Source organism: Bacillus sp. 11B20 (assembly GCF_056098985.1).
Genome location: NZ_JBLZWZ010000006.1, coordinates 184,469 through 210,281 on the forward strand (window position 1 = coordinate 184,469; position 25,813 = coordinate 210,281).

Consider the following 25,813-nt stretch of genomic DNA (forward strand, 5'->3'; position numbering starts at 1 on the left):
AGTGTGTAGTGTAAACGATAATCAAGCAGGAGGGTTTCTACATGGGTAAGAAAATTGCAGTTGTATTAACAGATTACTTTGAGGATGTTGAATTCACCGAGCCTGCAAAAGCCTTTAAAGATGCAGGCCATGAGGTCACAGTAATTGAAAACGAAAAAGGAAAAACAGTGAAAGGGAAGCAAGGAGAAGCAGAAGTGAGAGTGGATGCGTCCATTGATAACGTGAAGCCTGAAGACTTCGATGCACTACTGATTCCTGGCGGTTTCTCACCAGACATTCTGCGTGCAGACGATCGCTATGTCCAATTCACAAGAGCATTTATGGACGAGAAAAAACCAGTATTTGCGATCTGTCACGGACCGCAATTGCTCATTACAGCGAAGACGCTGGAAGGCAGAGGCGCGACTGGCTATACATCCATTCAAGTAGATATGGAAAACGCAGGCGCCAAATTCAAAGATGAAGAAGTTGTTGTTTGTCAGGATCAGCTTGTGACAAGCCGTACACCTGATGACATTCCAGCATTTAACCGTGAATCATTAAAACTGCTCGCAAAATAAGCAGTTTTTTACAGGATAAATAAAGCCAGCACCTTGCGGGGTGCTGGCTTTTTCTGTGCATGGATGGAAGAAAGCGGCGTAAACCGCAATCTGGTTTCCTTTGCACGTTTATTTTCTTAAGTTTTTTAGCTCGCTTGCGATGGCTTGCATTTCACTTGGGCTGAATGAAGATTTTTTCATCACCATTTGGTGTAGAAATTCAATATCTTCGTACTTGTCTGGACTGAAGTCTTCGGCTTTGATGACTCCAATGTTCAGCATATTTAACTTTTGCGAAATGTCTTCAATCAGCTGATTGACTTCAGCCGCTTTTTGCTCTGACAAGGGCGGCACGTCCTTTCCTGCATATGTGAATAACATGTCTATTTTAACAGAAATGCAAAAGAATAAAAGGGCTATTAAGACGACACCGAGATGTTTTTCTCCTTTTTCTCCTGCTTGATCTTATCAATGATTCGTTTAGATTCAAACACGACAACTCCTGATAAACCGATAAGGCCGATTAAGTTCGGAACAGCCATCAGTCCGTTTAGCATATCCGCCACGCCCCAGACGAAATCATTCTTAAACACGGCACCGAAAAAGACAGCAATAACAAACACAACACGATAATACATCACATACGAATCTTTTGCCAAATATGTAAAGCATTTTTCACCGTAATAGGACCAGCCAATAATGGTGGAATAAGCGAATAAAAGTAAGCCGATTGCAACAATGATTGAGCCGATTGGTCCAAGGAAATGAGCAAAGGATAACGAGGTGAGTGCATCACTTTTTTCTGTGACGTACATATCGGCCATGACAATTGTGATCCCTGTAATGGAACAAACAATCATCGTATCAATAAATACTTGCGTCATTGACACAAGCGCTTGACGAGCAGGCATATCTGTTTTGGCAGCAGCTGCAGCGATTGGTGCAGAACCAAGACCTGCTTCATTGGAAAATACCCCTCTCGCCACACCCCAGCGGATTACGGTACCGATCGCACCGCCTGCAACGGCTTGACCTGTAAATGCATCCGTAAAAATGAGCCCGACTGCACTTGGGACAAGATCCGCATTCATGACAAGAATGATCAGCCCGCAAATGACGTAGAATAAAGCCATGACCGGTACAAAAATAGCCGTCACCCGGCCAATGCTTTTAATCCCGCCTAAAATCACGAGCGCAGTAAAGGCCGTAATAATAATGCCTGTGATCCATGTTGGAATCTGAAAGGTTGAATTCATGACACCAGAAATCGAATTTGACTGCACGAGATTCCCAATTCCAAAGGCAGCCGCAGCACCAAAAATAGCAAACAGCACCCCTAGCCATTTTTGCTTCAAGCCATGCTCCAAATAGTACATCGGCCCGCCGGACATTTCACCTTTTTCATTTTTGACACGGTATTTCACTGCGAGAACAGCTTCAGCATATTTTGTCGCCATTCCAAAGAACGCTGCAAACCACATCCAAAACACAGCGCCTGGTCCGCCGGCAATGACAGCAGAGGCGACCCCTACAATATTTCCCGTTCCAACCGTTGCAGCAAGAGCTGTCATTAATGCTTGGAAGTGAGAAATATCACCTTCTGATGTCTTGTCTTGCTTTGAAAATGCAAGCTTCAGCGAATAGGGGAGCAGCCTAATTTGAATAAAGAGTACGCGAAAGGTAAGGTAAATCCCAGTCCCCACGATCAAAAACAAAAGCGGCGGTCCCCATAATACATCATTGATATTGCTGACAATCTGTTCTACCCATCCCATATGTATCCCCCTTTATTTGTGCAATTCTCCTAAAGTGTCCCCTTTTTTTGTATAATGTGTCAATGCCGATGGGAGTTTTTCTTGCAAAGTTTTCAAAAGAAAAAGGGCTTGATATGATAGAGAAAAGGTTTTCGAAAGCAGTTTCTAGGGAAAAGATAGGAGGAGAATGAAGGATGATTCATGTATTATTCGTATGTCTTGGCAATATTTGTAGGTCACCGATGGCAGAGGCCATGTTTAGAAAACGAGTAGAAGATGAAGGACTAAGCGAGCACTTTGTCATTGATTCAGCAGGCATTGGCGGCTGGCATCAAGGCAGTCCTCCGCATGAAGGAACACGAAAGCTGCTTGATGAAAAAGGGATCAGCTATGAAGGGATGTCCGCAAGACAAATCATACATGAGGACATCACAGCATACGACTATATCATTGCGATGGATGCTGAAAATGTAGGGGCACTTCGCAGTATAGCCGGTTATGGGAAACATCACTTTATTGGCCGTCTTCTTGACTTTGTTGAAGACGATGATCGAGATGATGTGCCAGACCCTTATTACACTGGAAACTTTGAGGAAGTACATGATTTAATTGAAACAGGAATTGATCGTTTTTTGACGTATGTAAAGAAAGAGAAACACCTTTAACTGAAAGGAGATCAGACGAGATGGAAGAGAAAAATCAAATCATGCTTCGAGGAGCTGTGATAGGAGCAGCTTGCGGCGCACTGCTGACATTATTTCATCGGCCAACGAGAATTGCGCTTAAAGACAAATGGGATGACTGTCAGGAAAAGCTGGCGGAATACCGTCAGGAGCCAGCCAGAATTTCTGCTTGCGTGAAAGAAAAAATGGAAGAAACGAAGCAGCTGATGCGAACAGTCTCAGATGATTTGTCATTTTTAAATGAACAAGTCAATCAGTTAAAGGAAACAACCCCAAAAGTATTAGAGATTATTGAAGAAACAAAGGATCACTTTCGATCGAAATAGAAAGATTGATCATTGGAGATGAGGCGTATGGGTTTTATTAAAGCGTTAATTGAACGCTTTTTGCTGCATGAAGGACCAGCAAAATCTGCTGAGCTTGCTTACTTCTTTTTGCTTTCATTATTTCCGTTTCTCATCTTCGTGCTGACACTCGTTGGATATTTGCCGCTGACGTCGAAGGATGTCCTGAGCGTCATCTCTGGTTATGCGCCAGAAGGAGCGCTTTCGATGATTGAATCCATCGCCGAAGAGACACTGAACAGCCGCAACGGCGGATTGTTGTCATTCGGGATTATTGCCGCCCTTTGGTCTGCATCTAACGGGATTAATGCCGTCGTCAGAGCATTTAACCATGCTTACGAAGTTGAGGAAAATCGTTCCTTCATTCTCGTACGTTTAACATCAATCATCTTAACCATAGCGATGGTTCTTACGATTATTTTTGCCTTAATGCTACCTGTCTTTGGAAAAGAACTTGGCTTATTTGTCGCTAAATTAGTTGGGCAGTCAGATGCCTTTCTCACCATTTGGACGGCCATGAGGTGGATCATTAGCCCGCTGATTTTATTGATTGTGTTTACAGCCTTGTACTATTTCGCCCCAAACATCAGACTGAAATTGAAATTTGTTCTGCCAGGCGCCATTTTTGCATCGATTGGATGGATTTTGGTCAGCATGCTGTTCTCATTTTACGTAGGCGAGTTTGCTAATTACAGCGCGATGTACGGAAGTATTGGGGGAATCATTATTTTAATGATCTGGTTCTATTTAACCGGCATCATGATTATCCTTGGCGGCGAGCTCAATGCGCTTTTACATAAGCGTAAAATCGTACCAGGCAAGGTGTGAAGAAATCTGGGCATCCTAAAGAAGAACGAACATGTTCAATCTTGATGGATGGGGGAATCACATATGTCCAAACAATCGAAAAAAGGCGGAAGCAACACGAAACAAAACAAAGGCCATCAGCCAAAACACAAAACAAGCGGCAGTGCGAACGGGCAAAATGGTTATCATTAAATGAAAAAACTCCTCTGCAGTGCAGGGGAGTTTTTTAATTAGAAATGGATTCATTGGGACTTTCCAGCACTGCCGTCGTTCTCCCAAACCGAACGCAGCAAAACACAAATAATATCACGATACTGACAAGGTAAAGTAAATTCATTCCTTCAAACGTTTGCACAAAGAATCCTCCGAGTACCGGCCCGAGAATACTGCCGGCACTAAACGCCATCCCGCACATCAAGTTCCCGGCGGGAAGCAGATGCTTTGGCAATAAGTCGGTCATATAACTGATGCCAAGTGAGAAGGTAGAGCCTACAGCCATTCCAGCGATAAAGAAACAGATGGCGACAGCCAAAACGGATTGAATGAAGATCCCTGCTAAAAGGAAAAAGAATGATCCAGCGAGTGTCACACATAAAATGATGCGGCGTCTGCCAAACCGGTCACTGAGCATCCCAAGAGGAAGCTGAAAGACAATGCTCCCAATGGCAAACGCAGGTAAAATAAACGCAACTGCATCTACTGTCACCCCGCTTCTTAGCGCATACACAGGGAAGTTACTATTAAGTGTCGTTTCTAAAAATCCATAGCAAAATGGCATCATAAAGGCGACCCAGCCAAATTGAAAGGCCTTTTTGAAGCGCTTCAAACTGTTTGTCTGCTCTGACGTTTGCACTTCGCCCGTATCTGGATATGTATTTTTTAAAACAAAAACAAGCAGCCAAATACATAAACTAACGGCACCAGAAACAATAAAAGGCAAAGCTGGATTGATCTCAATGAGCGGCGTTAAAAAAGGGCCGGCGGCAAAACCGAGTCCAAACGATAATCCATACAGTGAAATGTTTCTTCCGCGATTTCTCGAGGATGAAGCATAGGTCACCCACGTCTGTGTAGAGAAATGCAGCATATGGTCACCAATCCCGATCATAAGCCGGAGGAAGAACCAGACGACATAAGATTCAAAAAACACAAAGCTAAACAAGCTTAAAAAGACAGCGGCGCCTCCAATGACGATTAACGGCTTAAATCCAAACCGGCGAAGCGGTGTTTCCATAAAAGGAGACGCAAGCAGCACACCGAGATATAAGCCTGTGGCATGCAGGCCGTTTAACGTGGGAGATGTACCGGCATGTTCGAAAATAATGGAAATGACAGGAAGTAATGCACCCTGTGAAAAACCAGATACGGATACAAGTAAAATTAAAATCATAAAGTGAATTCTCGACATAAGAAGCTCCTTACAAGTTCATGCTTTCATCGTACAATGGAACCATAGGGGTTTCAATAGAAAGGTGGAAAAGGAATGAAGCTGACATACGAAAAGGATCGTTGGATTGCACATATTGAGGACAGGCAGCTGACTATATCAGGAACAGAAGAAATGGGGTACCGTCCATCTCAATTGTTCACCTCAGCCATTGCAGGCTGCTTTGGAGAAATGCTCATTCATGTGTGCCGTAAAAAGCGAATATCCTATGAAGGGCTGACGATCACACCTGAAACGACAAGAGCAGGAGCTGTAAACAAGATTTCCAGCATTCATTTACATATCTTATTTGAAGACATTAATACATCTGATGAACAAATCGATAAAGTGATCACCCTTGCATTGAAGCATTGCTCAATGGTGCAGTCCGTGAAAGGAAGTATTGATATCACCTTTTCACACGCGCGAATCTAAAATGTATATGATGACGGCACTCACGAAAGAATAACAGTCAGACATATGTAAAGGAGAATGGCTGTATGAATCGTTTATTTCTTGTGATTGTCGCAATCGGTGTTCCGCTATCGGTGATTGGCAGTTTTCTTCATTTCCCGCAGGTCGTCATGTTTGCCGTTTATTGTATCGCCATTATTGGTCTTGCTAGTTTTATGGGAAGAGCCACAGAAAGTCTTGCCATCATTGCGGGGCCCAGAATTGGCGGACTTTTAAACGCTACATTTGGAAATGCGGTGGAGTTAATCATTTCGTTTTTTGCTTTAAAACAAGGACTGACGGCCATCGTACTTGCATCATTAACAGGATCGGTCATCGGAAATTTACTGCTTGTGGCTGGCTTGTCTTTTTTCGTTGGCGGATTAAAATATAAGCGCCAAGTATTCAATGTCCATGATGCAAGGCACAATTCAGGCTTGCTCATGTTTGCCATTATTGTAGCGTTTGTCATTCCAGAAGTATTTTCGATGGAGATGGCAGAGAATAAACAGTTTGTTTTAAGCATTGGGATCAGCATTGTGATGATTTTGCTTTATGTCGCGGCGCTCTATTTCAAACTGGTCAGCCACCGCGGGGTGTATGTTGCCAAGCTGGAGAGTATGGAAGGCGAAGCAGAGACGGAAGAAGAAACACCTGAATGGTCTGGAAAGTTTGCCACTGTCATTTTGCTGCTTTCGACGATCGCAGTTGCGTACATTTCAGAGCGCCTTGTTCATACATTTGATACGGTAGGAGAACAATTTGGCTGGAGTGAGCTGTTTATCGGTGTCATTATTGTGGCCATCGTCGGCAACGCAGCAGAACATGCCTCAGCTGTCATCATGGCGTATAAAAACAAAATGGATGTAGCAGTAGAAATCGCCTTTGGCTCCACACTTCAGGTTGCTATGATGGTCGCGCCAATCCTTGTCATCAGCTCTCTATTTTTCGACAAGCAGATGCCGCTCATTTTTTCCTTACCAGAGCTCATTGCGATGGCATCCTCTGTGCTGCTCACGGTCATTTTATCAAATGATGGTGATACAAACTGGTTTGAAGGCGCCACATTACTCGCTGCCTATTTTATTATGGCGATTGGATTTTTCCTTTTATAATCTTTTGTGGATAAGGGGCGTCTTTCGGGAAAATACTATGGAAAAATGAATGAGAAAGAGTGATGATATGAAAAAGATGCCCCGCATCATGTTTGTTGTTCTCTTATCCTTAAGTTTTCTATACAGCTTTCCAGCGGAGGCGGCAAAGCCATTTAAAGTGCCGTCCTCTGTCGCAAGTATTTCAAAGGAGAATACGTATCCGAACGCGTCACAGGATCAGCCGCTGCTCCAGCCGAGCGAGCTGACGGCTGAATTGTTCAAAACAACAAGTGTCCCGATTGAGAATACTCATTTGATTAAAATGCTGAATGAATCCAGCATTTCAGGGACGCCATTAGCAGTTGGATACCGCGCGACCATTTTCCTTGGGAGATGGGCACTGAGCTATGATTCAAACGAAACAGTCGCCAATTGGGAATACAAAAAAGTGAACACGAATCACATTGATAACAGAGGCGGCAATAAAACAGCCATTGGCAAATACGTTCAAAAGCAGCAAGTGAAAGTAAGCGGCGGACTCACAGCAAAAGTACCAAACCCAGAAGATGTGAAAACATTGATGATGCAAAAAGCCATTCAAAAAACAAAGCTGCCCCTCGCGTTTGACACCGTAATTGGTGCAGGAACAAAACGAGATCAGTCTTACCATGTCTCTCCAAAAAAAGCAGCATCGCTTCATGCCTATGCACCAGCGATTAACGAAAAAGGTAAGGTTACTTACGGAGAAGTGTACCTTGTGCTAAAAGGAAATAAACGCAAACTCGTCGTAAAAAACGTGACTTCGCAAGGAATCGGCGCTTGGATACCTGTTCAGGATCACCTGACGTTTGGGTTTCAAGGGATGAATTAAAACAGTCATCTCCTCTTATCAACAGAGGAGATGACTGTTTTTTGCTAATATGTGTTCTCTTTTTTTCTCTTTAGTTCATTTTTGTAAAAGTCAAAGGCGTTATATAAATACCAAATGATAAAAAGAAAGAAGATAACTTTAGTCAATATCGGTAAGTCGTTGGAAATAAGACATAGGCCAAGATAAGGGATGATCATAAATCCATAATAAGAAAACCACCATGTTTTAAAAATGAAACTCATCTCCTTGAAAATTGTAGACATTAACACATTATACATATATTACATTTTATTGAGAAAATAAAAAAGCCATAGTAGAAGTTGAATGAACTCAACGACTACTATGGCTTAAGTTTTTTATTCCCCTAAATCCACATTATGATAAACCTGCTGCACGTCTTCAAGCTCTTCTAAAACATCGATCAGCTTTTCAAATTGTGCCTTAGATTCATCATCTAACGTCACTTCGTTTTGCGGGAGCATTGTGATTTCAGCGACAGTGAATTCTTCAACACCGGCTTGTTTGAATGCTTCTTGTACTTGATGGAATTGATCTGGTTCAGCGTACACAATCACCGTTTCATCTTCTTCCATGATGTCACGTACATCAACATCTGCTTCCATTAAAAGCTCAAGTGTTTCTTCTTCGCTTTTCCCTTCGACACCGATGACAGCTATTTCGTCAAACATGTAAGCAACAGAGCCGCTTACGCCCATGTTTCCGCCGTTTTTCCCAAATGCTGCTCGAACATCTGAAGCTGTACGGTTCACGTTATTGGTGAGGGCATCAACGATTACCATTGATCCGTTTGGACCAAATCCTTCGTAGCGCAGCTCATCGAAGTTCTCTTCCGCACCGCCTTTGGCTTTTTCAATGGCACGGTCCACAATATGTTTTGGGACACTATATGTTTTTGCACGTTCTAGGACAAAACGAAGTGCTTGGTTTGATTCTGGGTTTGGCTCACCTTGTTTGGCAGCCACATAGATTTCACGCCCGAATTTTGCGTAAATACGACTTGTACTGGCATCCTTTGATGCTTTCTTTTCTTTAATGTTGTTCCACTTACGACCCATCTTATTCACTCTCTTTCACTTAGAAAATACACAGTATGAGGGTCCCCATGCTGCATGAAATCATTCTGCTATCTATTATACATGAATCAGTCAAGAGGATAGAAGTAAGAGGGCTGAAAGGAAGAGAATTGTTAGCTGATGTGCCCAAGCTGTTCAAGCATTTCATGTTTTTCGTGAGCCCGAGTCAGCTCGTCGCACCGAATGATCCTGCCATCTGATAAGGTGAAAAGAGCTGTGACATCTATTAAACCCCCGTCTCCGCTTGCAAGGTCAACATGTACCGTGTAACGAAAACACGCTTGCTGCGTTTCTTCATCAAATAACACATCATGAAAGGCGGGGATCGCAAGCTGTGTTGTCATTTCTTTTAATGTGGATAGATGCTTTTTAAATTCATCAAGCGTGGACACCTTCCCATCGGTCACTTGCTGATAGTCAGGTGAAAAATATGTCTCCACCTTTTTTGTATCGAACTTGGTTAACACCTCTTGATACATCTCCTTGATGAAAGAAATTGCTTCTGTTTTTGTCATTCCATACATCCTCTCGATTATTAACTGGTTAACTAAATAACATTATAATTAACCAGTTAACAAAATGCAAATAAAAAAATAACCTCATATAGAATGAGGTTATTTTGCAGGTTGGGGATAAGCGAGATCCTCAAGCAATTTGACATCATGATGATGAAGTTGCTTGATCATTTCTTTTCGCACAGCGAGAGCGGCTTCAAAGTATTTTTCGTCTTCGACCATTCCCTTAACTGTAATTTCAATCCCGCGATTCAGCTTATTCAAGCCCATAATTCCATGAACTTGAAAGGGTTCAATGGCGTTTTGGAATTCATCTTTTTTAAGTAAATCATGATGCATTTGATTTAAATTGTCACATGCTGATTCAAGTGCTTGGAAGGCGATATCTGGGTTTTGATTCGCGCTAATTAACACAGATTCCGTAATCCGCATATATTGCATGTTATAGTTTTGGATTTGCCGGATATCCCCGTTAGAAATGGTTAACAGCTTGCCGCTCCATTCTCTAATTTGCAGAGAGCGGAGACCAATCTCTTCGATGGTTCCATTAAAGAGGTTATTCACCGTCACATAATCCCCTTTATGAATCTGGCGTTCATAGATGAGAAAAATGCCTGCTAAAATATCACGAATGAGCGTCTGGGCGCCAAAACCGATGACGATCCCAGCGACACCAGCACCCGCAAGAATTTTCCCGAAGTCATGAAAGAAAAGAGAAATGACATAGAGCACAAAGCAAATCGAAGCGGTGTATTTCGTGACCGATTTGACCAAGCTCTCGATCGTTTTCTTCTTTTTATCCTCTATAAACTCAGTTCGTTTAAAGAAAATTTGAAGGGCTTTGTTGATCATAAAGACAGCAAGCCAAAGAACAAGCCCAACAAGGAGAATTTCAATGTATTTATTTTTGACCACTGTCAGAAATGTATCGTCCATCTATCGGTTACCCCCTGGCTGTTCGAGAAGTAAAATCAACATCTTGATAATAGCTGTTTTTCACTAGAACATTCGGACCGAGGCACTGCACGCTTGGGCAATGACAATTCAGCTCTTTTGCTAATTTCGTGTCCATCCAGCGTGTATAGGCTGATTGCAAAGTATCAGTTGCAATGTTTCCAAGCGGCGGTGTATCGCCAAAGTCTGTCACAATAATATTCCCATCAAAAATATTCACATTCAACCGTGAACGGCCGTCAGGGTCATTTCGTACTGTGACATTTTTCTCCTGGCGCAATCGATTGAGGAGGCGCTGGTCTTCTTCGTCTGTGCTGCATGAATAAAATGGCAGGGTGCCAAACAGCATCCATGTGTTTTGATCACGAATATCAAGCAGCTGATGAATCGCATCCCGCATTTGCGGAAGCGTCAATGATTCAAGGGCGCTGGCGAAATCACTTGGGTACATCGGGTGAACTTCGTGGCGCTGGCATTTCATTTCCTCGACGATCTGCCGGTGGATGTGCTCAATATATGGAAGCGTGCGCTTATTCAGCATAGTTTCAGCGGATACAGTTACGCCCGCTTTGACAAGTGCCTGACTATTTTCAATCATGCGGTTAAATAATTTCTCGCGCTGCTCAAAGGTTGGTTTACGATCCATCATAGCAAAACCGACTGTTGCAAACTCTTCAACAGTGCCCCAGTTATGTGAAATGTGAAGGACGTCTAAGTATGGAATAATTTCTTCATAGCGCGCCAAATCAAGGGTTAAATTTGAATTGATTTGTGTACGCACGCCGCGTTCATGGGCATACTTTAATAAAGGGACGACATATTCCCGTACAGATTTAAGAGAAAGCATAGGCTCTCCGCCTGTAATACTGAGTGAGCGCAGGAGCGGAACTTCATCTAAACGTCGGAGTAACAAATCGATCGGCAGCGCATTCGGGTCTTTAGGCTGTAAGGTATAGCCGACCGCACAATGCTCACATCTCATGTTACAGAGCGTTGTTGTCGTAAATTCAATATTTGTCAGCTTCATTTCTCCGTAATCCTGCACATCGAGATAGGCTTCCCAAGGGTCGTATGCAGGTGTGATCGGACGAAGTGCTGTTTTTTGGTTCATGGTATCTATCTCCTTTTCATTCGGGCAAACGTAGACCCGCCAACAGTTAATTTTAAGCCTCATCACGGTTATACGCAAGAGGGACACAATTGATTTACAAGGGAAAAAAAGATAAGCTATAAACAAACGCTAAAGGGAGTGTATCGATGGGCAAGGCAGCAGACAGCAAAGAGCAGCAGGTTGATTATTTAAAGAACCGATTAGATATGTTTATGAATGTGATTGATTCATTAGATCCCGAATCAACAGACGTTGAGGATATAGACAGACTGATCCAGATGATTGACGACCTGGAAGCGAAATATGAACGGTTTAAAAATGATTGGAAGGAAGAATAGCTCGCGCAATGCGGGCTTTTTTCTTTAAATTGGCAGGTGAATCGGTGTATGAGTCTCGGTCTTATTCTGCACAATAGAAGAAAAACCGGGAAGTGACGTAAATGAAAAAATTCATGCTGATCTGTTTATGTGCGCTTTTTGTTTCCATGCCTCTTTCAGAAGCAGGAGCCGTGTCTAATAAGCCCATCCACTGGGGATTTGCGAAAAGCAAAGAGCACAGGCCGCCGGATGTGGGCAAAGAATTGACGGCACTCTTAAAAAAGTATGATGCCTTCTATTTAGGTAACACGAAAAAGAAAGAGATTTATTTTACCTTCGACAACGGCTATGAAAATGGGTACACACCCAAAATTTTAGACGTGCTGAAAAAACATCAAGTACCAGGCACCTTTTTTGTGACAGGTCATTTTGTAAAGGACCAGCCCGGGCTTGTCAAACGTATGGCACAAGAAGGTCATATCATTGGCAACCATTCCTATCATCATCCAGATTTAACAACAAAAAGTACGAAAGAAATCAAAGAAGAACTGGACCGTGTCAATGAAGCTGTGTACAAAATCACAGGAAAACAAGATAACCTCTATCTTCGTCCGCCGCGCGGTGTGTTCAGTGAAAGGGTACTAAAAGAAACGAAACAGCTCGGCTACCAAACTGTTTTCTGGTCAGTAGCGTTTGTAGACTGGCATATCCATCATCAAAAAGGAAAACAGTATGCTTATGATCAAATGATGAAGCAGGCGCACCCAGGTGCCATTTACTTACTTCATACCGTCTCAAGAGACAATGCCGAAGCGCTGGATGATGCCATCACCGCTCTGAAAAAACAAGGATATTCCTTTAAAAGCCTAGACGATCTCATGCTTGAAAAAGTATGGCATCTGCCTCAGCTATAGAAAGAAGCCTGCAGAAGATCTGCAGGCTTTTTGATTATCCTTCTCTGATTTTACGCTGAAACAAAAGAGGGGGATGAACTGAACAAACATTATTTAAAAATCCTAAACCACCCTTTATGTTTAAACCACAAAAGCATACCCGAAACGAGCAGACCCATGAAAATCAGCACGCCAAAATAGCCGTATTTCCAATGTAATTCAGGCATGTTGTCAAAGTTCATTCCGTACACCCCAACAATAAAGGTCAGTGGAATAAAAATGGTCGACACAATGGTCAATGTCATCATAATCGCATTCATCCGGTTGGAATTCAGCGTCTGATAGCTGTCTCGTAAATCCGCTGTCATGTCCCGGTTCGACTCAACGATCTCTGTGAGCTTCAAAAGATGATCGTAAATATCATTAAAATACGCTTGGCGGTTTGTATCGCTTTTCATCGTATTTGTGTTCACAATCCGATATAAAAGGTCCCTCATCGGGATAATCGTTCTTCGCAGTTTGAGCAAATCGGATCGGATTCCGAATACTTCGTTCATCAACGTGCCATACGTTTTATGACCTTCTTCATCCTCAATTTCATTCAGCCTGTCCTCTATTTGATAAATAATAGGGAAATAATCATCAACAAGCTGATCAATCAGCATGTAGGCAATATGCTCAGGTCCGCTGTTTCTTTCTTTATCAGACCCCTTGAGCTTTCGAATGACACGCTCAATGTATGGCGCTTCCTTTAAATGAAAGGTCACGATATAGTTTTCACCAACAAACAGATCAACTTCCTCAGAACGCAGCGTTTTTTGATTAAGGGCATGCAGCACGAAAAATAAATAACCCTCATAAAAATCAAGCTTCGGCCGCTGCAAATAATGGAAGCAATCCTCAATCGCAAGCGGATGGAACTGAAAATATTCCTTCAAAAGCGCTGCTTCCTTTTCCGTTGGTGCATGAAAATCAATCCAATACCAGGCGATTTCGGGGCTTGAAAGCTGCTGCATTGTTGCATGTTCAATCAAGTCGCCGTTTTTTGTTACTGCAAGTTTTCTCAGCATGTGCACCCCTCCAGACTTGCATTATATCATGAAGCAGCGTCGGTGAACTTATACGTTTTCTACATAAAAAAGCCGATCTCAGAAAGAGATCGGTTAAATGTGCGTGTATGATTGATGGATAAAACCGAGAATTAAGGACGATGGAACGTAACGAATTTATCTTGACGGTCAAACCAGCCTCTAAACGCCCAGTTATCCCAGCCGCCATCGCCGTTGTTTTTAAATGTACCGCTTTCGAATACCCAAATTCCGTAAACAACATTACCAAGATTAGCAGTAGCAAAAGTTTTGACGCCGTTAAAACGGTCTTCGTAGTTCTGGCTTAGGTTAAAGACCATGACATTATATCTGCCGCCAGCAGCGTAGAATGTGCTTTCCATGACGCTTTTCACGAATCCAGAACGGTTTGCATTTGCGTTTACTGCGTTTACAATGGCATTGGCAATCCCAAGAACATCAAAGTTTACGTTAACATTAGGGCTAGCCGTAGTGCCAGCTTTACCTTCAGCAGCAGCTTTGTTTAAGACAGTTTGCTGAAGTGTAGTAGAAACAGGTGCTGAAGTTTTTGGCTCAGCAGCGTCAGCGAATAATGGCAGTGTCGAAGAAACAGCAGTGGCAAGTGCAACAGAAAGAATGGTTTTTTTCATTGGTCGGATCTCCTTTGTTTTTTAATTTTGGGTCTTCTTTTTTGTAAAATGTGAAACTAGGTGAAGCCGGTTATCAATGAGGTAAATATGTTCTTGCAAGATAAAACAAATGATTGCCTAATCCGCTAATTCCTTTGTTCACCTCCTTGATATGTCATAATTATACAAATATATTCAGGGAGGAAGATATCACCCAGAGGTTCTATTTCTAATTTAAGGAAAATGATCCTAAAATGTTGAAGATTGCTGTCGAATGTTAGCTGAATTCGACTAAAAACTTTCGTCTATCCAAAAGGAGAATGACCACAAATAAGGAAGATATAACTGATAAATTCTTGTACTCTTTATGTTAAAAAGTATTCAATAAAGAGAATCATTCATGCAAAATGAAACAATTACATCTGCGTATGTTGGCAGAAAGGAAGAGGACATGTATGTGGGAAAAACAGCTGGTGATAGAGCCGCCGTATCATTTCGATCAAGTGCTTAGACGCTTATCAAGTGATCCATTAAAAGCAGTCGATTTGAGTCAAAGAGAAATCAAAGTGCCGATCAGATTGGAGCAAAAACCGTATGTGGTCATCGTTCAAGCTACTGGAACAATAGATGCGCCTATGTTCCGGGTGCGATCAAACGGCCCAGAGGAACCCCTTCTTTCTGAGGTAAAACGGATATTTGGCATGGAGCATCAATTACACATGATTCAAGACCATTTTTCTCAAACCAATTTAGCGCCCATTTTTGAGGAGCATATCGGAACGCCACTCATGCTGGATTTTCATTTATATCATTGTTTCATGAAATGCATCATTCATCAGCAGCTGAACCTTTCGTTTGCTTACGAGCTCACGAAACGATTTGTCCATACGTACGGCGAGCAAATAGAAGGTGTATGGTTTGATCCTTTACCAGAAACCATTGCCTCTCTTGAAACAGAGGATTTGAGAAAGCTGCAGTTTAGTCAGCGAAAAGCAGAATATGTTATCGATGTATCGAAACGAATTGTGAGCGGCTCTCTTTGTTTAGAGGAATTACACGATTTATCTGATCTGGAGGTAGAAGAGCGATTGCTTCCGATTAGAGGGATTGGACCTTGGACGGTTCAAAATGTGCTCATGAATGGGCTTGGAAGACCAAATCTCTTTCCAATGGCAGATATCGGCATTCAAAATGCAATCAAACAGCACTTCGACCTGCCTGAAAAACCGACAAAAGAAGAGATGGCAGTGCTAAGCAAGGAATGGACTCCATATTTAAGCTACGCTTCTCTATATTTATGGAGAAGCATTGAGACAGATAAATAAATGAAAGGCATTTTCTCTCTTTGTCCAAGACGTGATATACTAAGGAGATGGAATAAAATGAAGACAACCTATCAATGGTTTAAATAGAACGGAGAGAATAAAGTGAAAGAAAAACAGCAAGGTGCCCTTTTGCAAAAGGGACAGCAGTTCCCGCTTACCATTAAACGCCTTGGCATTAATGGAGAAGGGGTCGGTTATTTTAAAAAACAAGTGGTCTTTGTCCCAGGCGCGCTTCCAGGTGAGGAAGTGGTGGTTGAAGCAACGAATGTCCAAGCAAAATATGCAGAAGGTACGGTCAGGAAAGTGCGAAAGCGCTCTGAGCATCGAGTCAAACCGCCATGCCCAGTATACGAGCAGTGCGGCGGCTGTCAGCTTCAGCATTTGGCGTATGAGCAGCAGCTAAATGAAAAGCGTGATATTGTCATTCAATCAATGGAGCGCCATACAAAGCTATCGGTTGAAAAGCTTGATATCAGGCCAACGATCGGCATGGAAGACCCGTGGCATTACCGAAACAAAAGTCAGTTCCAAGTAGGACGTTCTCACAGCGGGGACATCATTGCAGGACTTTATGGACTGAATTCTCATAAGCTTGTACCGATCAAGGAATGTATCGTGCAGCATCCAAAAACGAACAAAACAACGGGTGTTGTTCGCAAAATTTTAGAGAAGCTCGGCGTATCTGTTTACAATGAACGGACAAGAAAAGGCGACGTGCGTTCGATTGTCGTGCGTGTCGGCTTTGAAACAGGGGAAGTACAGGTCGTTCTTGTCACATCAAAACCTGAATTTCCAAAGAAAAAAGAAATTGCCGAAGCCATTCAAAAACGTCTGCCTGAAGTGACGTCCATTATGCATAATATCAATGGCGAAAAAACATCAGTCATCTTCGGCCATAAAACATCTCACCTAGCTGGCAATATGGTCATCCAAGAATTTTTAGGAGACGTCTCTTTCGAACTAAGTGCACGTGCTTTCTTCCAATTGAATCCGAAGCAGACGCTAAAGCTTTATGATGAAGCGAAAAAAGCGGCCAAACTGACTGGCAAAGAAAAGGTTGTCGATGCGTATTGCGGCGTTGGAACCATTGGGATGTGGCTCTCAGATGGCGCAAAAGAAGTAAGAGGAATGGATGTTATCAAAGAATCAATTGATGATGCTAAGAAAAATGCCAAAAAACACGGCATGAAAAACGCGACCTATGTGACAGGAACAGCTGAACATTGGCTGCCAAAATGGGTCAAAGAAGGCTTCCGTCCTGACGTCATCGTCGTCGACCCGCCAAGAACAGGCTGCGAGCGCACCTTCTTAGACACCGTCAAACAAGTCAAACCAAAACGCTTTGTCTACGTCTCTTGCAACCCATCCACACTAGCAAAAGACCTTGAATACATGTCAAAAGACTACAAAATCGAATACATGCAGCCAGTTGATATGTTCCCGCATACGGCGCATGTGGAGTGTGTAGTGTCTTTAGCCCTTAAATAATAAGGGTTAAAGAGCCACAAACCTTCATATGACCACATTTTGACCACTTAGCCTTCTAATTTTATGTAATCGCCAAATTTTTTTGCTGTTCTAACTTTAATTTTTGGTGTTACGTGAGCATAAATATCACCAGTCATTTTAATAGATGAATGGCCTAGCCGCATCCTGATAAGGGCGCGAAAAACAATGGGATTAACGGCTATTATGGATCAAAAACAGCGGATGCAGTAAAACGGTTCATGAAATAAGTCACCCCCTAATCATGAAGGTTAGGGGGGTATTTGTGTTTATTAGATACAAAATGTTCATCAGCAAAATTGTTATATTTTCTCGGTATATCGCAAAACAAGAAACAAAAGTAATGTTCCATCTAGCAAGTATCATGCTTCTTATTGCTTATTTTTACATAAATGTTGGAAAATGAATATGCTATCTGCGATAATAAGTCTAAATTGTGCTGAATAGAAGAGGAGGGAATTGATGAATCACTTTAAAGTTACGATATTGAGCCTTACCTTATTAATGGGGATCACAGCTACAGTACATATAAATTCCTCGGATTTTCAAACTGCAGAAAACGGATACTTTGGGTGATTTTTAAAAAAAGTAGACTCTCTACAAGTCTACTTTATTTATTTTCTAATGTGAGGTGAACTATAATGAATGGTATAGATATATTAGAAGACGTATCAAAAATTGGTCAATTAATTCTTTTGTTCTCTGGTTATGCTCTTCATTGGCGATTGTCTAAATTAAAGAAGGAACGTCCTCTTACAAAGTACGAAAGTTTTCTTAAATTTTTTGTAATGCTTGGTATACTTACTTGGGCGCTATCATTCTTCCTTTTATTTATGTGGGGTTAACGTGTCGCAAAATGTCGATATTTGCAAGAAAACTTTAACTCTCTCTTAAAAACCTTTATTTTACATAAAAGTATGATAAAGTAAATTTTGGTTAAAAAAAGGGGGAGTTAATATGAAAAGATTGATATTTTTAATGTTAGCATTAGTTCTAGCTGTGACTGCCTTTGCTCCAGCTGCTTCTGCAAAGACGCAAAGCACAAAGGGATTAGAAGGTTTGACAGAAGAGCAAATTGAGACGTCTTTAAAAGAAATTGAATACATCTTCACAAAGATTATCATTTCTGAAAAAGAAAAAGGCTTCGTCATTAATGAGGAAGAGCTTGCAAAATCGCCTTATTCGGATGAAGTGAAAGATGGAATGGTCGCTTTTGCAAAATTAATGAATCAAGAAATTGTCACTCAAAGCAACACTGTTACGAGATGTATTGAAGATGCAGCTGGTATCGCTAGAGGTACTTTAAAGAATGTACAAAAATCAATAGACAGGGGAGATTGGTTGGCGGTAGCAGGCGCTATTGGTCTTGCGGGTGCAGCTGTTCATCCTACCGTTGTGTTCATATTCATGCTAACTTGTGGTGCGCCAGTAGCCAAAATTGCTCCTGCTCATGAATAATGTACAAGCACATAAAAACACCCTGACTAATGTTAGGGTGTTTTTACATTCAAAATATCTGCAAACCGTATAAAGTTTGTGTCGCCACGATCATCCTTAACCCTGAATTCTTTTCTTAGATGATCCACATACCCGACTTTCCCAGTGATCTCACGAACAAACCCATTATCAAATAGATCGAAATTCAGAGCCAAGTCTTCGCTCATAGCAGTCGCTATTGTATATTCAAACTCTTCCAATTGTTCCGGGCTTAAAACTAGTCGCTCAATTTTTTTTGCAAGATGCAGTTGTCTTAATGCCTCATTATGTTCTGGCAAGATGAATTTCATCTTCCACCTATTTCGATCTTTTCTTCGTTCTACATTTCATCCACCTCACTTGAGATTATAAGCGAATATTTGTTCGGTATCTAAATGTGGTGTATAATTAGAGTATACGGTTTACCCGCGGAAACGGGGTTTTAAAAAATTCGTATATATTTCAATGATTAACTTCTTCTTATATTACTCACACCCGGCCGTCCTTATGGATAGCTTTTTTTGACCACCGACCACATAATTGACCACATTTGATCTAAAGGTTTGAGAACGTATATTCTTTTTCGTGATTATTAAGATTTTAGTTTATACTGGTTGTGAAGGTCGAAAAAAGTTGACGAGCTAGATGATTTATACGCCGCATGTTGAGTGTGTGGTGTCTTTAGCCCTTTTGATTACTTAACCTTCTGATTCCATGTAATCAATCGCTGAACTTTTTTACTGTTCTAACTTTCATTTTCGGAGTTAAATGAGCGAAAATATCACTAGACCAAGCTTTTGACAATTGGCGCGAGAGTAAAAGCATCTAAATGAATAAAAAACTAACAATCTATTTTATTTTTTTCTAAGCTCCCATTTCGTATTTCCTCCTTATCTTGCACCTAGTCCTCTATAATGAGACACCCATCATGAGTTCTCGATTCTCAAACAAATTTTTTTATTGTTTCACTCAAATATCAGCTGAATGAATATAAAATAAATGTTAAAAACAAGGTCTTCGGCAAGGTCCTCTTTAAATATAATTTTAAGTATTTTTAAAGGGAGTGATTAAATATGAGACTAAAAGAACATGAAATATAACAACTTTATATATTCGTAAGAGGCCCACCAATTATTTAATCATTAAAACTGCAAAATGATAATTGGAGGGATTATGATGAATGACAAACAGTTTTCTTCATTTATAAAACAAGCAGATGCACCTTTTGTTGGGTGGGATTTCTCATTCATATCTGAAACGGGAAGAATGAAAAGTGAGTTGCTTTCATGGTCATATGGTAGTATAGCTACTTCTCTTGTTCAAAGTGCAAAATCAATGCTGGACATGGGAACAGGTGGTGGAGAGTTTTTATCAAAATTAAGACCTTTTCCAACATCAGTTTATGCTACAGAAGGTTACTTACCTAATGTACCTGTCGCAAAAGAACGATTAACCCCTTTAGGAGTTAAGGTAGTTCAAATTTCTAATGATGAAAATTTGCCGTTTGAGACTGGAAAATTTAATCTTATCATCAATCAACATGAGTCATTTTCATCTCAAGAGGTGAGAAGAATTATCTCGAAAGAAGGTATTTTTCTAACTCAACAAGTCGGTGGACTCGATTGCATAGAGATTAATGAGAATCTAAGGGTACCAATAAATGAAGAATTTATTGATTGGAACTTAAAGCTAGCTTTAAAAGAGATACAGGAGAATCATTTTGAGGTGTTGAAAAGTGCTGAAGAGTTCCCCATTCTAAGATTTTATGATATCGGAGCATTGGTGTATTATCTAAAAGCAATTCCTTGGCAAGTGCCAGGTTTTGAAATAAGTAATTTCAAGGATGAATTATACACCATTCATAAAACCATTGAACAAAAGGGTTATTTTGACGCAAAACAACACCGATTTATGATTTTAGCTAAAGCAATTTAGTTGGAAATGGAGCCTTCGATCTATTTGAAGGCTCCAGCTTAATTCTGAACTAATGTCACTCCTGTATGCACGATACATGGCCTGAAAATGTTTCCTTTTATTATTGTCGGGCTTGAAAGCATTCTAAAAAAATAGAGGAGGATAACCATGAAACAATTCGAGATTCTAACAAAATACATACCGATGCTTCACGAGGACCATATCGGAGAATGGGTGATCGACCAGGAAAATGATGGAACAGCTGAACGCCCAATCCAGATGCCCTTTGTGAATTATTCCGAAACGGTCCAACGCTTTATTGAAGATGTCTATACCTTTGCAGAACAGCATCAAGAAATGGAACTTACCCACTATAGAGAAATCCTCAAAGAAATTGGCATTGAATGGGGAACGAACGATATGGTGCATGTGGACATTTCAAATTTAAATGCGCAGTGTGTACTTGCTCTCATCATGGGGGCTTTGAGAGCTGAGCGATTTAGTGAAGGAGCCATATTCAATTTCTTTAAAAGTGGAAACATGTTGAAGTGTCTTGAAAGATTGGATTGTTTGGAGTAAGAGCGGTTTATTTCAATTATTGGAGTGATCATATGAAAAATAAAACAGATGCAGCCGATACTTTTCCTCCTATGAAAATAGAAGAAATTGATCAAATTTTATTATATGATCTTGATGCAATAAAAATTGAAAAAGAAGATGAGCGTATAAAATTCATTTTACAAGATCCCTATTGTCCTGATAAAAGTCATATTCACAGTGTGTATGTCATTTATAAGAAGTCTATACTCAATTTACTTGAAGGTAGGATTCGTTCTATTCATAGTCATGAATTCATGAGTGCTAAGAAAAAAGATCGAACGATTTCTAAAGAAGATATAGAGTATGTATTAGAGATGGCTACAGTTGTGGTTCTTGCAAGTGAAAATAATGGAGTATTGACGAATTATTTTTATAGTGGAGACGGAGAAAGGTTAGATCGTATTTTTAATATATGCTTAGGTTATTCAACAGACTTACAAAAAGAGAATAAAGTAAGTTTGGAATGATTTATGAATGATATGAAGATTGTTGAGCAGATGGGATTGTTAGAAAAAATTTTAGGATAATGGGAAAAGCCTAGATTTTAGAGAAATCTAGGCTTTTTGCGCTTTTGAAAAATTTATTCAACTTCATCAAATGATTATGCAAATGAAAAACTTCTATTGACTTTCCCCTTAACTGAAAGGTTTATACTTTGATCAGATCAACAAAACGGAGGAGATCAGGATGTTCAAGATTGGTGATTTTTCTATGTTAAGTAAAGTCCCTGTCAAAACCTTAAGGTATTATGACCAAATCGATTTATTAAAGCCTAAACAGATCGATCAAGATTCTGGATACCGGTATTACTCAGCTGAGCAGCTGCTTGAGGTCAATCGGATTTTTCTATACAAGGAATTAGGTTTTACGTTAAAGCAAATGAGTCAGCTTCTTCGTGAAGATATTTCTGTCGACCAGATTCAGGGCATGTTTCTCTTGAAAGAGAGTGAGATTCAGCAATTGATCGAGAGAGAACAGCAGAAATTAGCGCGTATTAAGGAGCGGATGCACCTCATCAAACGAGAGGGGTGTGTTGAAAAAGAGCAGGAGGTCATCATCAAATCGGTTGAAAGCAAACACATCATGTCTTTTCAAGTCAACGGAACTGTTGACGAAATCCCATCATTCTTTGAAACGTTTCATCATTTGTTACAAAAACATCCGCAAGAATTGAACTCTGAGCCACAAATCGTGCTGTGGAGGGAATCACTTGCTAAAGAAAGTGAGTTCGAATTTCAGGTTGGGTATTCCGCTAAAGCGTTAAGGGGCTCTCTGCCTCAGGGAATTACGATGCGCACGTTACCAGCTGAAGAAACCATGGCGACGCTCCTATTTCATTCAGATTCTCCATTTGCACAATCTGCTTGTGTTGACCTGGCGACATGGATCGAAAATAACGGATACCGCGTGAAAGAAGATCAGCCTGGCAGAGAGATTTATTACCCATTGTCTGAAAATGAAGAAGGAAGACTCATTGAAATACAAATTCCTATAAAAAATGAAGTGTAAACATTGCCCAAAGGAGAAACTTCACGATGAAAAATAAAGCCGTTGTTTATTTACTTGCTTTAGCAGCCTTCTTAATCGGAACAATCGAATATATCATTACAGGGATTATTCAAATGGTCGCAGATGATTTACAGGTCACGACATCAGCTGCTGGTTTATTGGTCACATCCTTAGCGCTCTCAGCAGCAATCGGCGCACCGATTGTCATTGCACTAACCATCAATATCGACCGCAGAAAAATATTATCATGGATGCTGATCATTTTTACTTTAAGTAATATCCTCACAAGTGTCAGCCATTCGTTTGAAATGGTGCTGATGACAAGGATTTTACAAGGAATTAGTGGAGGGACGGCCATTGTGGTGGCAATGGCTGTGGCTACTCGTCTTGTCGAGCGAGAAAAAAGAGGAACAGCCATTGGCATCATTTTAATGGGATTAAGCAGTTCCTTGGTTTTAGGTGTGCCAATCGGGACATTTCTAAGCAGCATGATTGGATGGAAAGCATTATTTGCAGCCATTGGATTGATCACGCTCATTCCGCTGATTGTTGTATATAGGCGCATCCCTTCTATGAAAGAACAAGAACCGGTGACGCTAGGTATGCAGTTATCAATTTTAAAAGATAAGAGAATTTTGCTGGCAGTGGCAGTGACGCTATTCTATGTTGGGGGATATTCCACTTTATTTACCTATTTAACGCCCTTCCTGCAAGAATCAGCAAACCTTAGCATTACAGAAATCAGTGGCATTTTATTACTAGCGGGAATATGCAGCTTTTTGGGCTCCAGTCTTGGAGGGGTAGCAGCAGATAAAAAAGGCCCAACATTCACGATTTTCTCCGGAATTATTCTACAAATCATCATGCTTATGCTGCTAGCATTTGTGACAGGGAACCTCGTGGTCATGGTGGCGGTGATCATGATATGGATGATTGCAACATGGAGCACATCGCCAGCTCAGCAGCTATATCTTGTCACACTTGTACCGAAATCTCCTGATATCGCATTAAGTGTCAATACATCATTTATTCAATTCGGATTTGCTTTAGGCTCTGGTTTAGGAGGTCTTGTACTAAGCAGGACATCTATATTGAACCTAAGCTGGATCAGCGCTGGAACGGTTCTTCTCGCTTTACTCATGACCATTCTGATGGTGGCGTTTGATCGAATCTCTCAGCAGAAGAGTTTGAAGGTGATGGAGCAAGTAAGGTAACATGAACGATTTCACTAGTGAACATACAAATTTAGTTTTGTATTGTGGGAACTACTTATTTAGGGTAGTTCCTTTGCCCATTTCCTGGGCTTTTTTTATAAAAATTTTTATCTCTTCACTTCTGCTTTATTACTTCTGTAAATACCTGATCATCTCATTGTCATACTTTTGAATGAAATTGACTCAATAGAATTGACGCAAGAACCATGAATAGGTGAAGATGAAATAAACTGTAAGATAAAGGGAGACGGATGATGATACATATCATATTTGGGGCGGCAGCTGCCGGTAGTTTAAAACAAGCAATACGTGAAATGAAGCAAAAACAAATAGATGATGTCATCGCTTTTGATGATATTTATTCAATTGGGCCACTTCTACATTTACACGAACATGAAGGACAAGCGAACCGTATAGAGTGGCTGCGTAACGTGATGTCAAATGAATTTGGCTATTTTGATGACATGGTCAACGATCAGCATAGAATGCTTCAGCAAATAAAAGAAATAAAAGCTGGCAGTCGTATACTCATCTGGACAGGCAGTAATGCACATGAGCAAATTGGCTTGCGATATGCCGTCTATTTATTAAAAGAGAAAAGGGTTGAATTGTCTGTAATCAATATAACGACAGCATTTGATCAGCTGTTCAATACGAATACAAGAAGAATGATCCTTCGACATTCCGGAGAAATCGCATCTGAAAAATTTAAAATTTTGTATGAGAGTAAATCGCATATTCACCCAGTGACAAAAGAAGAGAGAGAAAGATTACAAAACGAATGGGTTTCACTTGCTAAAGAAAATCATACGCTGCGGATATGGCAAAAAGGACAAGTGATCATCGTACCAGAAGATGAATTTGATGCTTATTTAGTGAAAATGGCTAAGCGGCTTCATCAGTCCGCGCCAGAAGAGGAGTATATCGTCACTCCACGCTTAATAGGAGAAGTCATTGGTCATTTAGATCAGTATATCGGTGATGATTTTATTGAATATCGATTGAAGACATTAATTGATCAAGGGATGTTTGACATGAAAGGAAAACGAACTTCCATGCGTTATTACTCGATTAAACTGACAGAGTTCGGTCAGCACTTCAAAAAATGGGTGTGCTGCCGAGAGTTTGAGGATCATCCTTTTGTGAAAATTGAAGGAGATTACGGTAGTGAACCTTTTCATTGCGGGCATTGTCAATGTCATTTAGAAAGAGATGATGTACCAATGAGTGATACTCTTTTCTCAAAGTTATGGAATTGGAATATACAGTATGGCCGCTGGTTTGACGAAGAAACCGATGATTTGCAGCCAAATGGCGTAGACATGGAAAGAAAGTTCAATCAAGAAGGAGAGCGAATCACTGAAGAAGTGAAACGAGCCTTATCTCCTGCGTTTGAAATTGAATACAGCCCAAGTGAATACACACAATATTACATTTAAAGAATGAATTTCGTTATCACTGCACAAAATAATCCTTTACATCATCCATCATCATCATGTAAGATATGGAGAAATTAAAAGCGAAGAAAAGGACATGAGCCATTTTTACTGGTTATCAGAGAGGGAAGTCACGCTGAAATCTTCCTAACACAGAAAAGTTGTCTTACCACCTTTGAGCTGTATTGGGGAAATTACAGTATCCAATATCGTCTACGCCACGTTACGGCACCAGAGCCATAAAGCGAATACGCATTATGGGAATTTGGGTGGAACCACGGA

The 25,813-nt window shown here is 40.8% G+C and carries 28 protein-coding genes, 1 pseudogene and 1 other annotated feature (1 of these 30 only partly in view); of the genes and pseudogenes, 19 read left to right on the forward strand and 10 right to left on the reverse strand.

Going from position 1 to position 25,813, the window contains the following annotated elements; genetic code table 11:
• Positions 1–41 precede the first annotated feature (41 nt).
• A complete protein-coding gene (locus ACN6NB_RS03635) occupies positions 42–560 on the forward strand; it encodes a type 1 glutamine amidotransferase domain-containing protein (RefSeq protein WP_034283692.1) in 519 nt (172 codons plus the stop codon).
• A 108-nt stretch (positions 561–668) separates the two neighbouring features.
• On the opposite strand, the gene ACN6NB_RS03640 is transcribed toward ACN6NB_RS03635, so the two are convergent.
• Complete coding sequence (locus ACN6NB_RS03640; protein ID WP_003214000.1) at positions 669–884, reverse strand: DUF1128 domain-containing protein; 216 nt, start codon at positions 882–884, stop codon at positions 669–671.
• A 74-nt stretch (positions 885–958) separates the two neighbouring features.
• Positions 959–2,314 (reverse strand): alanine/glycine:cation symporter family protein, encoded by a 1,356-nt coding sequence (locus tag ACN6NB_RS03645; RefSeq protein ID WP_039177145.1) that lies wholly within the window; start codon positions 2,312–2,314, stop codon positions 959–961.
• 173 nt (positions 2,315–2,487) lie between these two features.
• Here ACN6NB_RS03645 and ACN6NB_RS03650 point away from each other — a divergent pair, with 173 nt between their 5' ends.
• The 3 genes from ACN6NB_RS03650 to ACN6NB_RS03660 are packed head-to-tail and all read left to right on the forward strand — an operon-like array spanning position 2,488 to position 4,148.
• Positions 2,488–2,958: a low molecular weight protein-tyrosine-phosphatase gene (locus tag ACN6NB_RS03650; protein WP_106025876.1), complete on the forward strand. Its 471-nt coding sequence runs from the start codon at positions 2,488–2,490 to the stop codon at positions 2,956–2,958.
• A 20-nt stretch (positions 2,959–2,978) separates the two neighbouring features.
• Positions 2,979–3,302 carry a YtxH domain-containing protein gene (locus ACN6NB_RS03655; RefSeq protein ID WP_039177147.1) on the forward strand — a complete coding sequence of 108 codons (324 nt, stop codon included), beginning with the start codon at positions 2,979–2,981 and terminating at the stop codon, positions 3,300–3,302.
• A gap of 27 nt (positions 3,303–3,329) precedes the next feature.
• Positions 3,330–4,148 carry a YihY/virulence factor BrkB family protein gene (locus ACN6NB_RS03660; protein ID WP_039177150.1) on the forward strand — a complete coding sequence of 273 codons (819 nt, stop codon included), beginning with the start codon at positions 3,330–3,332 and terminating at the stop codon, positions 4,146–4,148.
• 205 nt (positions 4,149–4,353) lie between these two features.
• Here the strand turns inward: ACN6NB_RS03660 and ACN6NB_RS03665 are convergent, their stop codons facing one another.
• Positions 4,354–5,535 (reverse strand): MFS transporter, encoded by a 1,182-nt coding sequence (locus ACN6NB_RS03665; protein WP_126681353.1) that lies wholly within the window; start codon positions 5,533–5,535, stop codon positions 4,354–4,356.
• A gap of 75 nt (positions 5,536–5,610) precedes the next feature.
• On the opposite strand from ACN6NB_RS03665, the gene ACN6NB_RS03670 reads away from it, so the two are divergent.
• The 3 genes from ACN6NB_RS03670 (at position 5,611) to ACN6NB_RS03680 (ending at position 7,971) form a co-directional block, all read left to right on the forward strand.
• Positions 5,611–5,988 carry an OsmC family protein gene (locus ACN6NB_RS03670; protein ID WP_126681352.1) on the forward strand — a complete coding sequence of 126 codons (378 nt, stop codon included), beginning with the start codon at positions 5,611–5,613 and terminating at the stop codon, positions 5,986–5,988.
• A gap of 65 nt (positions 5,989–6,053) precedes the next feature.
• Entirely contained in the window at positions 6,054–7,121 is a 1,068-nt protein-coding gene (gene cax / locus ACN6NB_RS03675; RefSeq protein ID WP_126681351.1) for a calcium/proton exchanger, read from the forward strand.
• Positions 7,122–7,188: 67 nt separating this feature from the next.
• The gene (locus tag ACN6NB_RS03680; protein ID WP_017358796.1) at positions 7,189–7,971 is read left to right on the forward strand and encodes a YfkD famly protein; all 783 of its coding nucleotides are present in this window, start codon (positions 7,189–7,191) and stop codon (positions 7,969–7,971) included.
• Between the two features lie 356 nt (positions 7,972–8,327).
• On the opposite strand, the gene ACN6NB_RS03685 is transcribed toward ACN6NB_RS03680, so the two are convergent.
• From ACN6NB_RS03685 to yfkAB, 4 genes are all read right to left on the reverse strand, one after another.
• Entirely contained in the window at positions 8,328–9,047 is a 720-nt protein-coding gene (locus tag ACN6NB_RS03685; RefSeq protein ID WP_474253239.1) for a YebC/PmpR family DNA-binding transcriptional regulator, read from the reverse strand.
• Between the two features lie 131 nt (positions 9,048–9,178).
• The gene (locus ACN6NB_RS03690) at positions 9,179–9,580 is read right to left on the reverse strand and encodes a nuclear transport factor 2 family protein (protein WP_064497729.1); all 402 of its coding nucleotides are present in this window, start codon (positions 9,578–9,580) and stop codon (positions 9,179–9,181) included.
• A 99-nt stretch (positions 9,581–9,679) separates the two neighbouring features.
• A complete protein-coding gene (locus ACN6NB_RS03695; RefSeq protein WP_064497730.1) occupies positions 9,680–10,516 on the reverse strand; it encodes a mechanosensitive ion channel family protein in 837 nt (278 codons plus the stop codon).
• 7 nt (positions 10,517–10,523) lie between these two features.
• Entirely contained in the window at positions 10,524–11,645 is a 1,122-nt protein-coding gene (gene yfkAB, locus ACN6NB_RS03700) for a radical SAM/CxCxxxxC motif protein YfkAB (RefSeq protein ID WP_041106321.1), read from the reverse strand.
• Positions 11,646–11,791: 146 nt separating this feature from the next.
• Between yfkAB and ACN6NB_RS03705 the strand changes: the two genes are divergently transcribed.
• Complete coding sequence (locus ACN6NB_RS03705) at positions 11,792–11,983, forward strand: SE1561 family protein (RefSeq protein WP_012009274.1); 192 nt, start codon at positions 11,792–11,794, stop codon at positions 11,981–11,983.
• A gap of 101 nt (positions 11,984–12,084) precedes the next feature.
• The gene (gene pdaA / locus ACN6NB_RS03710) at positions 12,085–12,876 is read left to right on the forward strand and encodes a delta-lactam-biosynthetic de-N-acetylase (RefSeq protein WP_474253240.1); all 792 of its coding nucleotides are present in this window, start codon (positions 12,085–12,087) and stop codon (positions 12,874–12,876) included.
• Between the two features lie 89 nt (positions 12,877–12,965).
• Here pdaA and corA read toward each other — a convergent pair whose 3' ends face one another.
• Together corA and ACN6NB_RS03720 are read right to left on the reverse strand one after the other, a co-directional pair.
• Positions 12,966–13,925: a magnesium/cobalt transporter CorA gene (corA, locus tag ACN6NB_RS03715; protein WP_039177170.1), complete on the reverse strand. Its 960-nt coding sequence runs from the start codon at positions 13,923–13,925 to the stop codon at positions 12,966–12,968.
• A 131-nt stretch (positions 13,926–14,056) separates the two neighbouring features.
• Positions 14,057–14,572: a hypothetical protein gene (locus ACN6NB_RS03720; RefSeq protein ID WP_039177173.1), complete on the reverse strand. Its 516-nt coding sequence runs from the start codon at positions 14,570–14,572 to the stop codon at positions 14,057–14,059.
• A gap of 434 nt (positions 14,573–15,006) precedes the next feature.
• Here ACN6NB_RS03720 and ACN6NB_RS03725 point away from each other — a divergent pair, with 434 nt between their 5' ends.
• The 4 genes and pseudogenes from ACN6NB_RS03725 (at position 15,007) to ACN6NB_RS03740 (ending at position 18,840) form a co-directional block, all read left to right on the forward strand.
• A complete protein-coding gene (locus ACN6NB_RS03725) occupies positions 15,007–15,876 on the forward strand; it encodes a DNA-3-methyladenine glycosylase family protein (protein ID WP_151284136.1) in 870 nt (289 codons plus the stop codon).
• A gap of 102 nt (positions 15,877–15,978) precedes the next feature.
• A complete protein-coding gene (rlmD, locus tag ACN6NB_RS03730; RefSeq protein WP_474253241.1) occupies positions 15,979–17,364 on the forward strand; it encodes a 23S rRNA (uracil(1939)-C(5))-methyltransferase RlmD in 1,386 nt (461 codons plus the stop codon).
• Between the two features lie 161 nt (positions 17,365–17,525).
• Positions 17,526–17,603: pseudogene (locus tag ACN6NB_RS03735) on the forward strand (peptidoglycan-binding domain-containing protein); the annotation flags it as partial.
• A 736-nt stretch (positions 17,604–18,339) separates the two neighbouring features.
• The gene (locus ACN6NB_RS03740; protein ID WP_064497735.1) at positions 18,340–18,840 is read left to right on the forward strand and encodes a hypothetical protein; all 501 of its coding nucleotides are present in this window, start codon (positions 18,340–18,342) and stop codon (positions 18,838–18,840) included.
• A gap of 32 nt (positions 18,841–18,872) precedes the next feature.
• Here the strand turns inward: ACN6NB_RS03740 and ACN6NB_RS03745 are convergent, their stop codons facing one another.
• A complete protein-coding gene (locus ACN6NB_RS03745; RefSeq protein ID WP_239690708.1) occupies positions 18,873–19,157 on the reverse strand; it encodes a YolD-like family protein in 285 nt (94 codons plus the stop codon).
• Between the two features lie 874 nt (positions 19,158–20,031).
• On the opposite strand from ACN6NB_RS03745, the gene ACN6NB_RS03750 reads away from it, so the two are divergent.
• From ACN6NB_RS03750 to ACN6NB_RS03775, 6 genes are all read left to right on the forward strand, one after another.
• Positions 20,032–20,793: a methyltransferase domain-containing protein gene (locus ACN6NB_RS03750; protein WP_376765031.1), complete on the forward strand. Its 762-nt coding sequence runs from the start codon at positions 20,032–20,034 to the stop codon at positions 20,791–20,793.
• A 147-nt stretch (positions 20,794–20,940) separates the two neighbouring features.
• Positions 20,941–21,351 (forward strand): DUF6508 domain-containing protein, encoded by a 411-nt coding sequence (locus ACN6NB_RS03755; protein ID WP_126681347.1) that lies wholly within the window; start codon positions 20,941–20,943, stop codon positions 21,349–21,351.
• Between the two features lie 32 nt (positions 21,352–21,383).
• A complete protein-coding gene (locus tag ACN6NB_RS03760) occupies positions 21,384–21,839 on the forward strand; it encodes a hypothetical protein (RefSeq protein ID WP_474253242.1) in 456 nt (151 codons plus the stop codon).
• 220 nt (positions 21,840–22,059) lie between these two features.
• The gene (locus ACN6NB_RS03765; protein ID WP_058837465.1) at positions 22,060–22,881 is read left to right on the forward strand and encodes a MerR family transcriptional regulator; all 822 of its coding nucleotides are present in this window, start codon (positions 22,060–22,062) and stop codon (positions 22,879–22,881) included.
• Positions 22,882–22,907: 26 nt separating this feature from the next.
• Positions 22,908–24,095, forward strand: coding sequence for an MFS transporter (locus tag ACN6NB_RS03770; protein ID WP_064497740.1), 1,188 nt, complete (start codon positions 22,908–22,910; stop codon positions 24,093–24,095).
• A gap of 254 nt (positions 24,096–24,349) precedes the next feature.
• On the forward strand, positions 24,350–25,534 hold the full coding sequence (locus ACN6NB_RS03775; RefSeq protein ID WP_106025885.1) for a DUF1835 domain-containing protein: 1,185 nt from the start codon (positions 24,350–24,352) through the stop codon (positions 25,532–25,534).
• Between the two features lie 74 nt (positions 25,535–25,608).
• Positions 25,609–25,813: a binding site (T-box leader), on the forward strand; it runs 19 nt beyond the window's last position.

What these genes read in the sequence shown, in the direction of transcription:
- ACN6NB_RS03635 (WP_034283692.1), top strand. Translation starts at nt 42, where the DNA reads ATGGGTAAGAAAATTGCAGTTGTATTAACAGATTACTTTGAGGATGTT.
- ACN6NB_RS03645 (WP_039177145.1), bottom strand. Translation starts at nt 2,314, where the DNA reads ATGGGATGGGTAGAACAGATTGTCAGCAATATCAATGATGTATTATGG.
- ACN6NB_RS03650 (WP_106025876.1), top strand. Translation starts at nt 2,488, where the DNA reads ATGATTCATGTATTATTCGTATGTCTTGGCAATATTTGTAGGTCACCG.
- ACN6NB_RS03655 (WP_039177147.1), top strand. Translation starts at nt 2,979, where the DNA reads ATGGAAGAGAAAAATCAAATCATGCTTCGAGGAGCTGTGATAGGAGCA.
- ACN6NB_RS03660 (WP_039177150.1), top strand. Translation starts at nt 3,330, where the DNA reads ATGGGTTTTATTAAAGCGTTAATTGAACGCTTTTTGCTGCATGAAGGA.
- ACN6NB_RS03665 (WP_126681353.1), bottom strand. Translation starts at nt 5,535, where the DNA reads ATGTCGAGAATTCACTTTATGATTTTAATTTTACTTGTATCCGTATCT.
- ACN6NB_RS03670 (WP_126681352.1), top strand. Translation starts at nt 5,611, where the DNA reads ATGAAGCTGACATACGAAAAGGATCGTTGGATTGCACATATTGAGGAC.
- cax (WP_126681351.1), top strand. Translation starts at nt 6,054, where the DNA reads ATGAATCGTTTATTTCTTGTGATTGTCGCAATCGGTGTTCCGCTATCG.
- ACN6NB_RS03680 (WP_017358796.1), top strand. Translation starts at nt 7,189, where the DNA reads ATGAAAAAGATGCCCCGCATCATGTTTGTTGTTCTCTTATCCTTAAGT.
- ACN6NB_RS03685 (WP_474253239.1), bottom strand. Translation starts at nt 9,047, where the DNA reads ATGGGTCGTAAGTGGAACAACATTAAAGAAAAGAAAGCATCAAAGGAT.
- ACN6NB_RS03690 (WP_064497729.1), bottom strand. Translation starts at nt 9,580, where the DNA reads ATGACAAAAACAGAAGCAATTTCTTTCATCAAGGAGATGTATCAAGAG.
- ACN6NB_RS03695 (WP_064497730.1), bottom strand. Translation starts at nt 10,516, where the DNA reads ATGGACGATACATTTCTGACAGTGGTCAAAAATAAATACATTGAAATT.
- yfkAB (WP_041106321.1), bottom strand. Translation starts at nt 11,645, where the DNA reads ATGAACCAAAAAACAGCACTTCGTCCGATCACACCTGCATACGACCCT.
- ACN6NB_RS03705 (WP_012009274.1), top strand. Translation starts at nt 11,792, where the DNA reads ATGGGCAAGGCAGCAGACAGCAAAGAGCAGCAGGTTGATTATTTAAAG.
- pdaA (WP_474253240.1), top strand. Translation starts at nt 12,085, where the DNA reads ATGAAAAAATTCATGCTGATCTGTTTATGTGCGCTTTTTGTTTCCATG.
- corA (WP_039177170.1), bottom strand. Translation starts at nt 13,925, where the DNA reads ATGCTGAGAAAACTTGCAGTAACAAAAAACGGCGACTTGATTGAACAT.
- ACN6NB_RS03720 (WP_039177173.1), bottom strand. Translation starts at nt 14,572, where the DNA reads ATGAAAAAAACCATTCTTTCTGTTGCACTTGCCACTGCTGTTTCTTCG.
- ACN6NB_RS03725 (WP_151284136.1), top strand. Translation starts at nt 15,007, where the DNA reads ATGTGGGAAAAACAGCTGGTGATAGAGCCGCCGTATCATTTCGATCAA.
- ACN6NB_RS03740 (WP_064497735.1), top strand. Translation starts at nt 18,340, where the DNA reads ATGAAAAGATTGATATTTTTAATGTTAGCATTAGTTCTAGCTGTGACT.
- ACN6NB_RS03750 (WP_376765031.1), top strand. Translation starts at nt 20,032, where the DNA reads ATGATGAATGACAAACAGTTTTCTTCATTTATAAAACAAGCAGATGCA.
- ACN6NB_RS03755 (WP_126681347.1), top strand. Translation starts at nt 20,941, where the DNA reads ATGAAACAATTCGAGATTCTAACAAAATACATACCGATGCTTCACGAG.
- ACN6NB_RS03760 (WP_474253242.1), top strand. Translation starts at nt 21,384, where the DNA reads ATGAAAAATAAAACAGATGCAGCCGATACTTTTCCTCCTATGAAAATA.
- ACN6NB_RS03765 (WP_058837465.1), top strand. Translation starts at nt 22,060, where the DNA reads ATGTTCAAGATTGGTGATTTTTCTATGTTAAGTAAAGTCCCTGTCAAA.
- ACN6NB_RS03770 (WP_064497740.1), top strand. Translation starts at nt 22,908, where the DNA reads ATGAAAAATAAAGCCGTTGTTTATTTACTTGCTTTAGCAGCCTTCTTA.
- ACN6NB_RS03775 (WP_106025885.1), top strand. Translation starts at nt 24,350, where the DNA reads ATGATACATATCATATTTGGGGCGGCAGCTGCCGGTAGTTTAAAACAA.